We start from the raw sequence: 13,456 nt of genomic DNA, 5'->3' as shown, positions 1-13,456 counted from the left end.
AACCCTATGAGGTCACCGGTCGCTGGACTGAGTATGGCGATGGCATCTTCCGTCTCAAAGACCGCAAGGACGCGGACTATCTGCTTGCTCCCACCCACGAAGAGGTCTTCACTCTTTTGGTGAAGGATCTTTACAACTCCTACAAAGACTTGCCTGTGTGCCTGTATCAAATCCAGGACAAGTACCGCGATGAGGCACGTCCTCGCGCAGGTCTCCTGCGCGGACGTGAATTCACCATGAAGGACGCCTACTCCTTCGATGTCTCTGACGAGGGTCTCGCCGAGAGCTACCAAGCTCAGCGTGACGCGTATGAGCGCATCTTCACTCGTCTCGGTCTCGATTACGTCATCGTGAAGGCAGATGCCGGCGCCATGGGTGGCTCACGCTCTGAAGAGTTCCTGCACCCCACTGAGGTGGGCGAAGACTCCTTCGTGCGCTCTGCAGGTGGATACACCGCCAACATTGAAGCCTTCACCACGGTTGTTCCACCTTCGATTCCTATCGAAGGACAGCCTGCGGCACGTGTGTTTGATTCACCCAACACCCCCACCATTGACACTCTTGTTGATCACCTCAACGCTACAGAGCCTCGTGAAGATGGCCGACAGTGGACTGCTGCTGACACGCTCAAGAACGTTGTACTGGCCCTGACCCACCTCGACGGAACTCGTGAGCTGATTTCGATTGGTCTCCCTGGTGACCGTGATGTTGAGCTGGCTCGTGTTGAGGTTGCCTTTGCCCCTGCTGCTGTTGAAGCAGCTACCGAAGAAGACTTCGCCAAGAACAAGACACTGGTCAAGGGTTACATTGGCCCCTGGTCCGAAAAGGGTGCTGTTCTGGGCTCCGAAGGCACGTCCAAGATTCGCTACTTTGTTGATCCTCGTGTTGTCGATGGCAGCGCATGGGTGACCGGTGCGAACGTGGACCAGAAGCACGTGTTGAACGTGGTTGCTGGTCGTGACTTCATTGCTGACGGTGTTGTTGAAGCTTCTGATGTGCGCGCGGGTGACCCAGCACCAGATGGTTCTGGACCTGTTGAGATTGCTCGCGGTATGGAAATCGGTCACGTGTTCCAGCTGGGACGCAAGTACGCCGAGGCGCTGGGACTGAAGGTCCTGGATGAAAACGGCAAGCTCGTCACCGTCACCATGGGTTCCTATGGCATCGGTGTGACCCGTATCCTCGCGGTTATCGCGGAGACCAACAACGACGAGAAGGGCCTGATCTGGCCTGCCAACGTCTCACCCTTTGATATTCACGTCATTGCCACCGGCAAGGACGAGGAAGTGTTCGATGCCGCCGAGAAGATCGTGGCCGAGCTTGAAGATGCTCGCTACGAGGTTCTCTATGACGATCGCCCCAAGGTTTCGCCTGGTGTGAAGTTCGGTGACGCTGAACTCATCGGTGTTCCCACGATTGTCATCGTGGGTAAGGGACTTGCCGACGGCGTAGTTGAGCTGTGGGATCGTCGCAGCAACGAACGCACCAGCGTTCCCGTTGCTGACGTGCTCAAGCACATCAAGTAAAACCAACTAGCTATTGCCACGTTCCCGCTGGGGGAGCGCGGTTCCATCATGCCCGCAGGTCGGGTAGCCTTAGAGTGCTGCGCCGGGAGGCGTGGGATTACAGGTGCGAATAGAGGAGGCCCACAGTGGACATCGATCTCAGAGTTCTCAAGCTCATGGAAACCGAAAAAGGTATTCCCTTCGATGAGTTGGTAGAGATCATCGAACAGGCCATCCTCACCGCCTACCAAAAGCACATGGTTCAGGCTGAGCCTCGCGTTGCGCCGGTGAAGAACCCTAAGAGCGCAACCGGACTCGGTGGTGGTGCAGGTTCTGCAGACACCGACACCCCTCGTGCTCCTCGTGTTGCTCCTGAGCTTCCTGAAGCTCGCGTTGAACTCGACCGCAAGACAGGCATCGTGACCATCTTTGTTCCTGAGAAGGACGAAGAAGGCGTCGTCATCGGTGAAGCAGTAGCAACCCCCGACGACTTCGGCCGTATTGCCGCATTCGCTGCCAAGCAGGTCATCAACCAGCGTCTGCGCGACATCGCAGACGAGGCTGTTATTGGCGAGTTTAAGGGCCGAGAGGGCGACATCGTCTCCGGTGTAATCCAGCAGGGTCAGAACCCCAAGATGGTCTTCATCGACCTCGGCACTGTTGAGGCAGTCATGCCTCCTGAAGAGCAGGTTCCTAGCGAGGATTACTCACACGGTAACCGTATTCGTGTCTATGTCACCTCGGTCACCCGCGGAACTAAGGGTCCTCAGGTCACTGTTTCTCGCACCCACCCTCAGCTCGTACGCAAGCTCTTCACAATGGAAGTTCCTGAAATTCAGAGCGGCCTGGTTGAGATTGTTGCTCTGGCCCGCGAAGCAGGTCACCGCACCAAGATTGCGGTGAAGGCAACGGATCCCGCGATCAACGCTAAGGGTGCGTGTATTGGTGAGCTCGGACGCCGCGTACGCGCCGTCACCGAGGAGCTTAACGAGGAAAAGATCGACATTGTCGACTTCTCCACCGACCTTCCCACCTTCGTGTCGAACGCACTCTCACCTGCCAAGGTGTCGGACGCATTCGTTCTCGATGCAGCTACCAAGGCTGTTCGTGCCCTCGTTCCCGACTACCAGCTCTCGCTGGCAATCGGTAAGGAAGGCCAGAACGCTCGCCTTGCTGCCAAGCTCACTGGCGCCAAGATCGACATCCAGCCTGACTCCGTCATGGACGAAGACTAAGCAGCACCGCACGGCGGGAACCCCCGCCACAGCGTTGCTGGGGTATCATGGAACCTGTAAGGACGTGCATCGGCTGCCGTCAGCGCTCAGATAAGTCCGCTTTGTTGCGGGTTATCAACGTTGATGGCCGTGTTGAAGCGGATATTTCCGGTTCAGCGCCAGGTCGCGGTGCGTGGCTACACCCCACACCAGAGTGTTGCAATGACGCAGTGAAGCGCCGAGCTTTCGGCAGAGCACTTCGCGCAGAAATTACTGACACTGAAACCATCACACAAAGGCTGAACGGCTAATGGACAACTAATGAGCGGCTCGAAATGAGTTCCGTCCGTAAGTAATGGTCTGGTCCTGTTGTAACAGGGCTCAGGCCCTAAGACAGGAGAATTGTGGCTGCCAAACCACGCGTACACGAAGTTGCTGCCGAATACGGCATCGACAGCAAGCTTGCTCTAGCCAAGCTAAAAGATCTCGGTGAGTTCGTTAAGGGACCATCGTCAACTATTGAGCCTCCCGTAGCGCGCAAGCTGCGTAACGCTCTTGAAGCAGAAGGCATGAAGCCTGTTCCTGCTGGAGAAGCTGCAGCACCTGCTGCAAAGGCTCCTGCGAAGGTAGCTCCCGCTGCTGAAGCTCCTGCAGCACCTGCAGCCCCCACTCCTGGCCCCAAGCCAGTAGCAGAGGCACCTGCTGAAGCGCCTGCGCCTGCCGCAGAAGCTCCCGCAGCTCCTGCTGAGGGTGGCGACGCAGCACCTAAGGCTGCTGGTGGCGCGCGCCCCGGTAACAACCCCTTTGCTTCTGCACAGGGCATGGGTACTCGCCCCGCGGGTGCTCCACGTCCCGGTAACAACCCCTTTGCTTCTGCACAGGGCATGGGAACCCGCCCCGCGGGCCCTAACCCAGGCAGCATTCCCCGCCCCATGGCTCCTCGTCCCGGCGGCATGCCACGTCCCGGCGGAGCCGGTGGCGCAGGTCGTCCCGGTGGTCCAGGTCGCCCAGGTGGTGCAGGAACTGGTTTCCAGCGTCCAGGTGGTGCTGGCGGCGGTTTCCGTCCCGGTGGTGCTGGCGGAGCTGGTGCAGGTGCTGGAGCAGGCGCTCCCGCACGTCCCGGTTTTGGACCTAACCGTCCCCCCGCAGGAGGCGGTGGCGGCCGTGGCCGTGGTCCCGGCGGTGGAACCGCAGGTGCTTTCGGTCGTGGCGGAGGAAAGTCCAAGGCACGTAAGTCGAAGAGAACGAAAAGAGCAGAGTTTGAACTCCGCGAGGCACCCTCGCTTGGTGGCGTAAGCGTTCCTCGTGGTGACGGTAACACTGTCATTCGTCTTCGCCGCGGTGCATCGATTGCTGACTTCGCAGACAAGATCAATGCAACCCCCGGTAACTTGGTGACCGTTCTGTTCCACCTGGGTGAAATGGCAACCGCTACCGAGTCCATCGACGAGGCCACATTCGAAATCCTTGGTGAAGAACTGGGCTTCAAGATCCAGATCGTCTCGCCTGAGGAAGAAGACAAGGAACTCCTCGACGCCTTCAACATCGACCTCGAGCAGGAGCTCGAAGACGAAACAGATGAAGACCTCGAGATTCGTCCTCCAGTCGTCACCGTGATGGGTCACGTTGACCACGGTAAGACTCGTTTGCTCGATGCCATCCGTAAGACCAACGTCATTGCGGGTGAAGCCGGTGGAATCACCCAGCACATCGGTGCATACCAGGTTCACGCCAACCACGAAGGCGTCGACCGTCTCATCACCTTCATTGACACCCCCGGTCACGAGGCGTTCACCGCCATGCGTGCACGTGGTGCGCAGGTTACCGACATCGCGATCCTCGTGGTCGCAGCAGATGACGGCATCATGCCTCAGACCATTGAGGCACTGAACCACGCTCAGGCAGCTGGCGTTCCCATCGTTGTTGCCGTCAACAAGGTGGACAAGCCAGATGCGAACCCTGCAAAGGTTCGTCAGCAGCTGACCGAATACAACCTGGTTGCCGAAGAATACGGTGGAGACGTCATGTTCGTTGACGTATCTGCACTCTCGGGCATGGGTGTGACAGAACTGCTTGACGCTGTTCTCCTCACCGCAGACGCCGGTCTTGACCTGCGTGCGAACCCCAACAAGGACGCTCGCGGTATTGCGATTGAAGCTCGTCTGGACAAGGGACGCGGTGCTGTTGCTACCGTGCTCATCGAGTCTGGAACTCTTCGCGTCGGTGACGCCATTGTTGCGGGTACTGCTTATGGTCGTGTTCGTGCCATGGTCGACGAGAACGGTGTTGCTGTTGAGGCTGCAACTCCTTCTCGCCCCGTCCAGGTTCAGGGTCTGTCTTCCGTGCCTCGTGCCGGTGACACCTTCCTTGTAACCGAAGATGACCGTACTGCTCGTCAGATCGCTGAGAAGCGTGAAGCTGCCGAGCGTAACGCGCAGCTGGCTAAGGCTCGCAAGCGCATCTCGCTGGAAGACTTCACCAAGGCACTTGAAGATGGCAAGGTTGAGTCCCTCAACCTCATCATCAAGGGTGACGTATCCGGTGCTGTTGAAGCACTGGAAGAGTCCTTGCTCAAGATCGAGGTTGATGACAGCGTTCAGCTACGCATCATCCACCGTGGTGTTGGTGCTGTCACCGAGAGCGATGTTAACCTCGCAACCGTTGATAACGCTGTCATCATCGGCTTCAACGTTCGTCCCGACACCAAGGCACGTGAGCGTGCCATGCGTGAAGGCGTCGACATCCGCTTCTACTCGGTCATCTACTCGGCACTCGAGGACATTGAGAACTCCCTCAAGGGCATGCTCAAGCCTGAGTTCGAAGAGGTTCAGTCCGGTGTTGCAGAGATCCGCGAGATCTTCCGCTCGAGCAAGTTCGGCAACATTGCCGGATGTATTGTCCGTAGCGGAACGATTACTCGTAACTCGAAGGCCCGCGTTATCCGTGAGGGTATCGTCATCGCCGATGGCCTGGCCATCGAGTCTCTGCGTCGCTTCAAGGACGACGCCACCGAAGTTCGTACGGACTTCGAATGTGGTATCGGTCTGGGTAAGTACAACGACATCCAAATCGGCGATGAGATCGAGACCATCGAACTCAAGGAAAAGCCCCGCGTTTAAGTGCGAGAAGAGGGGTCAGGTTGTCTCAACAGGGCCCCTCTTTACTTATCAGGTAAGGGAACATCATGGTTGATCACGCGAGAGCTCGTAAGCTCGGTGAACTCATTAAGGTCATCGTCGCGCAGGCACTAGAGCGCGGCGTTATCAAGGACACCCGTCTGGGCTTCGTCACGATCACTGACGTGCGCATGACTGGTGACCTCCAGCACGCCTCCATCTTCTACACCGTCTATGGCACCGATGAAGAGCGTGAAGAAACAGCTGCTGCACTCAAGGCCAACACGGGCCGTATTCGTGGTGAAGTGGGTCGCGGTTTGACCGTGCGCCTCACGCCCACCATCGAATTCATCCTTGACGCTTTGCCCGACAGTGCCAAGTCAATTGATGACTTGCTGGCTAAGGCCCACGCTCAGGACGAAGAAGTTGAAGCACTCGCAAAGAAGGCGAAATACGCAGGGGATGAAGATCCTTATGTGAAGCCTCGAGAAGCTTCTGACGAAGACTAAGTACTACAACAGTGAAGGCCTGGGAATGATCACATTCCCAGGCCTTCACTGTTGTTTGTTATGAAGTTATTTGTTGTTCTTGGATTTGATGCGAGCAACTTCAGCATCGATGGCTTCGTCAGTGATGAACTTAGGATCTTTGCCATAGGCGTCCAGCCCGGCAAAGAATGCAGCGATACCCATGCCGGAAATTGCCCACGCTGGCCAGAAATAGGTTCCGGGGCTCGTCATAAACCAAATGACAGTCAGAAGTGCTGAGACCCCAGCCCACACCCAGAGGTATTGCTTGAAATCAGCTTGTTTCTTGAGGCGCTTTTTCGCGAATTCACGCATTTCTGTTTCGTTCATGTTTTCACCTTACGCCGGTATTTGGTAGCTGTCATCAGCGACAAGCTCAATCAGCCCATCCTTGAGAAGCCCAGTAATTGCTCGTCCCAGCTGTGCTTTGTCTGGCCAGCAGCCTTCCAATTCAGTAGATGCCACGGTTCGGTGCGCATCGCGAAGAACTTTCATTACAGCACCGCGAGCTTGTCGGTCACTACCTTCGTATTTCTTTTGAACCGTTTTCTTGGGTCCCACGTGTTCGGGATAGCTTGCGTTCTTCCACGCACATGTCCGGGCGATCGGGCACAACTCGCACTGCGGATTCCGAGCAGTGCACACCAATGCACCTAGTTCCATCATCCCCGCATTGAATGCGGGGGAGAGCTCTGGCGTTGGCAGCAGGGCGGCCATTGCTTCCAGATCACGTGTGGTGGACGGCGGTCCTTGATCGGCATTGCCTTGGTTATGGCGAGCAATCACGCGGCGGATGTTGGTGTCCACCACGGGCTCGTGCTTGCCATAGGCAAAGACCGCGATTGCTCGGGCTGTATAGGGGCCAACACCGGGCAGGGAAAGCAGGTCATCTACATCGCTCGGAACTTGGCCGTCGAACTTCTCCACAATCGTCACGGCACAGGCGTGTAACCAGAGGGCTCTTCGGGGGTATCCCAGGTTTGCCCACGCTCTCACAGCATCACCTGACGGCGATGCCGCCAGCGCGGCCGGGGTGGGCCAGCGAGTCAGGAACTCGTCCAGTTTGGGAATAACACGTGCCACCGGGGTTTGCTGCAGCATGAATTCGGAAACAAGAGAACCCCAGGGAGTGAAGTCAGGCTGGCGCCAAGGTAGATCTCTACCTTCGGTTTCAAACCAGTCAATAATCTCCTGCTGCACGCGCTCCAGCGTAAAGGGTTATGAGGTTGAACTCACCTTTTTGAGTGACATCAGTGCTGCGAGCCACAGTGGAACGATGGCAAAGAGAGCAACACACACCATCGCCACGGCAATGTCGACTTCTGGCTGGCTGAATGCAGCTCCCTGAATCAGGGGAGTCAACGCGATGGTGAAGGGGAAAGTGCCATAAAGCAAGACGCCTTGAAGCCAGAAACCTCGTGGTTTCACTTCACTGATCTTGGTCAAAGCCTTCTGTGAGTTCAGCAGTGCCTGAACTACAAGGAGGAAGGCGAGAGTTTCGAAGAACCAGCCAAAGAAGTTATGCAGGGGAATGCCGAAGTAAGGTCCACCATCACGCCAGATCCACTGCTGCAACACCGTGGCATGCCAAGGATCACTGGCCAGGTCCAGCAGTGTCATACCAAATGCCGCCATGGCGGATACGGCAACGAGCCACCAACCTCTCGCAGCAGTTGTCAACACTCCTCCGATGGAGCGTGCAACCATCAACGACGCATAAGCCATGGCGAAGTACTGCAGCTGAATCAGCGGAGGTACACCCAAAAGTAGCGGTCCCAGCGGGCCATCGGGGTAGTAGTAGTTTCCAAAAACGAGGCCCGTAGCTACACCGAGAGCTTCACCCGAGAAACTAATCACCACAACAGCAAGAAATGAGAGCCACGCGGTCCGGGCCCCAGCCCAGCGAATGAAATGCCACATGGAGAACGTGACCGGCATCAGCCCGATGACCAGAGTGATGCTGCCAGGAGTTCCTGCAGGAACGAACGCAGCTGCAAAGGAAATGGCCAGCAGAATCCACAGTCCTACTGAGGTTTTTGCAGAGGTGGAGCTAGACATTGTTTCTCCCAGTGGGTGAAGTGAAGTTGTCTCACTCTACGACCGAAATTACGCTCCGCCAACGCCTAACAGGGAACCAACTAGGTATGTCGCGGTCACTGCGATAGCGCCGAAGAACAGCTGGCGGAGGGCACTCTTCCACCATGACTTGCGCGTGAAGCGTGCTGCAAGGCCACCAGCTACTAAGAGTCCAACGCCACCCACGCCGAGACCCAGCGCGAGAGATTCGAAACCAAGCGCGTACGGGATAAGTGGAATAAAAGCACCGCTTGCAAACATGGCGAACGAGGACGACGCCGCAACCCAAGGCGAAGGCTTGGAATCTGGATCCACACCGAGTTCTTGGGCAATGTGGATGCGAGCTGCTTGTTCTTTGTTCTGGTGAACCTCTGCTGCGGCAAACCGGGCAGTTTTTTCTGCCATGCCCATCTCAATGAAGTTGAGAACGAGTTCGTTCTCTTCTCCTTCAGGGTTACGGGCGTGAGCTTGACGCTCAATCTCAAGTTCGGAATCTACCTGCTCATTAGCTGTCTTGACCGAGGCATATTCACCTAGAGCCATAGAGAACGCCCCAGCTACAAGCCCAGCAGCGCCGGTAAGCACAACTGTCTGCGCGTTTGCACCTGCTGCACCAATACCTGCAATCAGGGCAATGTTCGACACAAGACCATCCATCGCACCGAAGACGGATGCACGAAGCCATCCGCCTGCGAGGTCGGGGTGGGAGTGATCGTATTCGTGCGGATCAGCGCCCTTGAGTGTGGTGGAGATCATGTGTGTCGGCTCCGTTAGAAGTCGTACTGCTCGTTTTCGAGCTCTTCTTCTTTGCTTTCGGCAACGACATCAGCGACTGCAAGTGCGACTGAAATTCCCCAGCCCAACCAGACCAGAATCAAACGCCAATCGCGAGGACCGCGCGCGGTTGCGCGCAGTGCAGAAAAGCCACCGAAGAGCGCTCCGAGGACGCTGGCGTTGAATAAGAACTTGCGCATGTTTCAAGGTTATCGGTTCGTCGGCACGCCCGCGCCTTTCAGCTTTTTGGGAAACTCCCCGCATAGGCTCAATGAGTCATGATTCGCTTTAGTACGGTCACCAAAAAGTACGCTGGTTCCTCGCGTCCCGCCCTCAACGGCGTTGACTTCGAGATTCTGCGCGGAGAATTCGTCTTCCTGGTGGGAGCGTCCGGTTCAGGTAAGTCTTCCTGCTTGCGTTTGATGATCAAGGAAGATAAGCCAAACGCTGGTTCTATCCACGTCCTGGGCCAGGACTTGGGTTCCATCTCCAACCGCAAGATCCCCTACTTCCGTCGCAACCTTGGTGTTGTGTTCCAGGACTTCCGTCTTCTTCCTAACAAGACAGTTTTCGACAACGTTGCTTTCACCTTGCAGGTGATTGGTAAGTCTCGTGGTTTCATTCAGGAAGCTGTTCCTGACGTACTCAAGATGGTGGGTTTGGCCGGTAAGGCGCAGCGTTACCCTCACGAACTTTCTGGTGGTGAGCAGCAGCGTGTTGCTATTGCTCGCGCCATTGTGAACAAGCCTGCTCTTCTCCTCGCAGATGAGCCAACCGGTAACCTCGATCCTGCCACCAGCGCCGGCATCATGGCGTTGCTGGAGCGCATTAACGCCGGTGGAACCACCGTTGTGATGGCTACCCACGCAGCTGACTTTGTAGACCGCATGCAAAAGCGCGTTATTGAGCTTGTAGCTGGTCAGATTGTTCGTGACGAACGTGAATCTGGCTATGGCAACACTGCAGCTTTGCCCATTGTTGGCGCAGATGCGACGATCAACTCAACCGGTGACCACACGGCAGCTGCAGCTGCGGCGATGGCCGCCACTACGCGTCCTCAGGGCATCGTGACTGCCGCTGAGCAGCCTCAAATCATTGAAACCACCGACATCGTGGTTCCCACTCCTGTGTTTGAACAGGTGGATGAAATCACTATGGATGCCGTTCCTGAGATTCCCAGTGCGTATGACACCGGTGAAATCGATGATCTGGGCGACCTCAGTGAACTCTTTGGCATGAATGACTCACGTCCTGTTCAGCGCCTTGATAAGCCTGCTTTCCAGGATGCTCCCGCCGCTTCTGGCGAGCCAGAGCCACTGACAAAGCCACAGGTTGACCTGAGCTCCTTGCCGCTGACGGAACGCCTGCGTATTCAAGCCCAGCAACGTGCCAAGAACACCGGTAACGATGACCAGAATGTGGGGCCTGTTCGATGAGGTTCTCTCTGATTTGGTCAGAGGTTGCGAACGGTCTGCGTCGTAACTTCTCTATGGTTGTTTCGGTCATTTTGGTGACCTTCATCTCGCTGACCTTTGTCGGCACTGCAATCCTTCTTCAGATGCAGATCGGTCAGATGAAGAACTATTGGTATGACAAGGCACAGGTTGCTGTCTACCTCTGCACCGATGTCTCCGCTGGTGAAAACTGTCTCGACGGTGCTGCATCTGCCGCTGAAGTTGAAGCAGTGAAATCTGCACTTTCGGGTGCGACACTTGCTCCATTTATTGACAAGTTCTACTTCGAAGACCACGAAGCTGCCTTCAAGAACTTCCAAGAACAGTTCAAGGGAAACCCTGTTGCTGAATACGTCACAGCTGATCAGCTGAATGAGACTTTCTGGGTCAACCTCAAGGATCCTTCGCAGTCTGCCGTCTTGGTAGAGGCACTCTCTGCTCAAAAGGGAGTTGAGTCGGTTACTGATCAGCGCAGTTATCTGGATCAGATTTTCTCTATCCTCAACTCCGCGAGTTACACCGCCATTGGTGTTGCCGGTCTGATGTTGATTGCAGCTGTGCTGTTGATTGCAACCACCATTCGACTCTCTGCCTTCTCGCGTCGTCGCGAGCTGGGCATCATGCGTTTGGTGGGTGCGTCGAACCGCTTTATTCAAACCCCCTTCATTCTTGAAGGTGTGTTTGCTGCGCTGGTTGGTTCAGTACTGGCCGGCGGAGCCATTGTGGGAATCGTGCACTTCTTCGTTCAGGGCTACCTCGCAGTCAACATTCCGCTGACATCTTTTGTTGGCATCTCGGATGCACTGATTGTGGTTCCAATCTTGGTCGTCGTGGGATCTCTTCTGGCAGCTATCTCAGCTAACTTCGCCATCACGCGTTACCTCAAGATTTAGTCACTCCCTCAGGCGCGTAAACTAGGGGTTTGCGCACAACAAGCTGAAGGAGGTGTGCAATGCCTAAAGAACAAGGTCAGAAGGTTGTTGCCACCAACCGTAAAGCTCGTCATGACTACAACATCATCGACACCTATGAATGTGGTGTGGTGTTGTGGGGCACAGAGGTCAAGTCTCTGCGTCAGGGCCGTGCATCACTGACAGACGGGTACGCCTTCATCGAGGGTGGCGAAGCATGGCTAGACGCCGTGCACATCCCTGAATACACCCAGGGCACGTGGAACAACCACGCACCTCGGCGCAAGCGCAAACTCCTGATGCACAAGCAGGAGATCCTCAAACTTCACAACAAGGTCAAGGAGGGTGGTTACACCCTTGTTCCGTTGTCCCTGTATTTCAAGGACGGTCGAGCCAAAGTTGAGCTCGCACTTGCCAAGGGTAAGAAGGAATACGACAAGCGTCAGACCTTACGTGAACGTCAGGATAAGCGCGAAGCAGATCGCGCAATCTCTGCCCGCAAACACATGGGTGAATAACTTCTCAGAGCTGGGAATGTTTATTGTCAGCTGAGCGTTATACACTTCAACTGCGCTGAAATACGCGCCAGAGCGAGAGCAATCTCGCACACACAACTCAACAGCGCATGATGTGACAACGCACTCTCATGGGGATGATCGGATTCGACATTGCCTGCAAGCGGGAGAGAAGCGGGTCGAGGATGCAGGGATATCTCGTTAACGACCTCTGCAAAAAATAGGTGCAAAATCTAACCGCGCCGACTTCGCCCTCGCTGCCTAAGCGAGCCTGAAGTCCGTCAGACCGGAGGCGTCCCCGCTCCGTGTTCTGGCGTCATGAAGGGGACTTGCTGCAGTGTTATGCCTGAGGGCACTGCGGGACTTTAACTCAGACTGGGCTTGTCGACTTAGATGCTGGTAACAAAGGTCGGAGCCAAGTAGAACGCCTCTAATCAGCTACACCCGTAGAAGACTCACAATTTCAGCAGTGGACGGGGGTTCAATTCCCCCCATCTCCACCACTTCGTGAGTTGTTCACATCATGCGCTTGAGAGTAGACATCCCACCCGGGCATCCGCCTGGGTGGGATGTTGTGTTTCTAGCCGTTGTAGCGGCCTTCGCGGTGGTTCAAAGCGAGGATGAAGTTGAAGACAAAAGCCCCCACGGCGGAGTAGAGAACAATCACAGGGGAAGCGACAAAGAACGCTCCCGCCACGATGGCGAGGTCAATCACTAGCTGGACATAGCCTGCACGCCAGCCGTATTGCTCCTGTGCAATCAGGGCCACCACATTGAAGCCGCCCAACGAAGAGCGGTGTCGGAATAATCCCAGCACGCCAATGCTGGCAACCACGTTGCCAGCCACAGCACCAAAGAGGGGATCAATGCTCAGGTGGCCAAGATTGGCGGTGGTGAGTTGAACAAAGAGGGAAACTAGCACGATGGCGATGAGGCTGCGCAGGGTGAAGTTCCATCCCTTCTTCCAGACCGCGAGTGGCAAGAACGGCAGACTTGCCACAATCCAGACGAGGCTGAAAGAGAAGGGAGTCGCGTAGCTAATAAGAAGCGCGAGGCCGGCGATTCCGCCGGTCACCACATGGCCGCTGTCCATCAAAAAGATGCCCACGGCAGCCAGCAGTGAAGATGCTGTAATTCCAACAATGTCGTCGAGGAGTGAATGACTCTGGGCAGTTGTGCTGCGGGAGACATCACGAGTTGTGTTGTGCACACTCATTTATAACTTCTTCTCCACAGGCTTCGGGGGAGTACGCATTTGATTGTGTATGTGGGAGTGGACACGGCCATGGAAAGTCCTTATGAATTGACTAAGAACCCCGTCAGAATCCCGGTTACTGAACACCTCTAGTGGTAGCGTTTCCATC

General features: G+C 55.9%; 14 protein-coding genes and 1 other RNA gene. 9 read left to right on the top strand and 6 right to left on the bottom strand.

The window, feature by feature from the left end; all coding sequences use genetic code 11:
* The 5 genes from RR877_RS06245 to rbfA form a co-directional block, all read left to right on the top strand.
* On the top strand, positions 1-1,526 hold a 1,526-nt coding region (locus RR877_RS06245; RefSeq protein WP_332627805.1), incomplete at its 5' end, for a proline--tRNA ligase.
* A 125-nt stretch (positions 1,527-1,651) separates the two neighbouring features.
* Positions 1,652-2,740, top strand: a complete 1,089-nt coding sequence (gene nusA, locus RR877_RS06240; RefSeq protein ID WP_280800565.1) for a transcription termination factor NusA — start codon at positions 1,652-1,654, stop codon at positions 2,738-2,740.
* A 47-nt stretch (positions 2,741-2,787) separates the two neighbouring features.
* Positions 2,788-3,030: a YlxR family protein gene (locus tag RR877_RS06235; protein ID WP_332550691.1), complete on the top strand. Its 243-nt coding sequence runs from the start codon at positions 2,788-2,790 to the stop codon at positions 3,028-3,030.
* 93 nt (positions 3,031-3,123) lie between these two features.
* Positions 3,124-5,838: a translation initiation factor IF-2 gene (gene infB, locus RR877_RS06230; RefSeq protein ID WP_332550690.1), complete on the top strand. Its 2,715-nt coding sequence runs from the start codon at positions 3,124-3,126 to the stop codon at positions 5,836-5,838.
* A 65-nt stretch (positions 5,839-5,903) separates the two neighbouring features.
* Positions 5,904-6,344 (top strand): 30S ribosome-binding factor RbfA, encoded by a 441-nt coding sequence (rbfA, locus tag RR877_RS06225; RefSeq protein ID WP_280800564.1) that lies wholly within the window; start codon positions 5,904-5,906, stop codon positions 6,342-6,344.
* A gap of 66 nt (positions 6,345-6,410) precedes the next feature.
* On the opposite strand, the gene RR877_RS06220 is transcribed toward rbfA, so the two are convergent.
* From RR877_RS06220 to RR877_RS06200, 5 genes are read right to left on the bottom strand one after another with little or no spacing between them, the layout of a single operon-like run.
* Positions 6,411-6,692, bottom strand: a complete 282-nt coding sequence (locus RR877_RS06220; protein ID WP_332550689.1) for a 2TM domain-containing protein — start codon at positions 6,690-6,692, stop codon at positions 6,411-6,413.
* 9 nt (positions 6,693-6,701) lie between these two features.
* Positions 6,702-7,562, bottom strand: coding sequence for an A/G-specific adenine glycosylase (locus tag RR877_RS06215; protein WP_332550688.1), 861 nt, complete (start codon positions 7,560-7,562; stop codon positions 6,702-6,704).
* Between the two features lie 18 nt (positions 7,563-7,580).
* On the bottom strand, positions 7,581-8,420 hold the full coding sequence (locus RR877_RS06210) for a carotenoid biosynthesis protein (RefSeq protein WP_332550687.1): 840 nt from the start codon (positions 8,418-8,420) through the stop codon (positions 7,581-7,583).
* Positions 8,421-8,468: 48 nt separating this feature from the next.
* On the bottom strand, positions 8,469-9,194 hold the full coding sequence (locus RR877_RS06205) for a VIT1/CCC1 transporter family protein (protein WP_110232992.1): 726 nt from the start codon (positions 9,192-9,194) through the stop codon (positions 8,469-8,471).
* A 14-nt stretch (positions 9,195-9,208) separates the two neighbouring features.
* Positions 9,209-9,412 (bottom strand): hypothetical protein, encoded by a 204-nt coding sequence (locus RR877_RS06200; protein ID WP_110232993.1) that lies wholly within the window; start codon positions 9,410-9,412, stop codon positions 9,209-9,211.
* 78 nt (positions 9,413-9,490) lie between these two features.
* On the opposite strand from RR877_RS06200, the gene ftsE reads away from it, so the two are divergent.
* From ftsE to ssrA, 4 genes are all read left to right on the top strand, one after another.
* Positions 9,491-10,648, top strand: coding sequence for a cell division ATP-binding protein FtsE (ftsE, locus tag RR877_RS06195; protein ID WP_332550685.1), 1,158 nt, complete (start codon positions 9,491-9,493; stop codon positions 10,646-10,648).
* Positions 10,645-11,559 (top strand): permease-like cell division protein FtsX, encoded by a 915-nt coding sequence (gene ftsX, locus RR877_RS06190; protein WP_332550684.1) that lies wholly within the window; start codon positions 10,645-10,647, stop codon positions 11,557-11,559. The genes ftsE and ftsX overlap by 4 nt, the downstream gene beginning before the upstream one ends.
* A gap of 59 nt (positions 11,560-11,618) precedes the next feature.
* The gene (gene smpB, locus RR877_RS06185; RefSeq protein ID WP_110232996.1) at positions 11,619-12,095 is read left to right on the top strand and encodes an SsrA-binding protein SmpB; all 477 of its coding nucleotides are present in this window, start codon (positions 11,619-11,621) and stop codon (positions 12,093-12,095) included.
* Between the two features lie 130 nt (positions 12,096-12,225).
* Positions 12,226-12,595, top strand: a transfer-messenger RNA (tmRNA) gene (gene ssrA / locus RR877_RS06180).
* 77 nt (positions 12,596-12,672) lie between these two features.
* Here ssrA and RR877_RS06175 read toward each other — a convergent pair.
* Positions 12,673-13,308 (bottom strand): YitT family protein, encoded by a 636-nt coding sequence (locus RR877_RS06175; RefSeq protein ID WP_332550683.1) that lies wholly within the window; start codon positions 13,306-13,308, stop codon positions 12,673-12,675.
* Positions 13,309-13,456: the final 148 nt, after the last annotated feature.

Origin of the sequence: Aurantimicrobium sp., from assembly GCF_036667855.1 — a bacterium.
Taxonomy (GTDB): Bacteria; Actinomycetota; Actinomycetes; order Actinomycetales; family Microbacteriaceae; genus Aurantimicrobium.
Note: the sequence above shows the minus strand (reverse complement) of the source record. Positions and strands in the feature narration are given on the sequence as shown.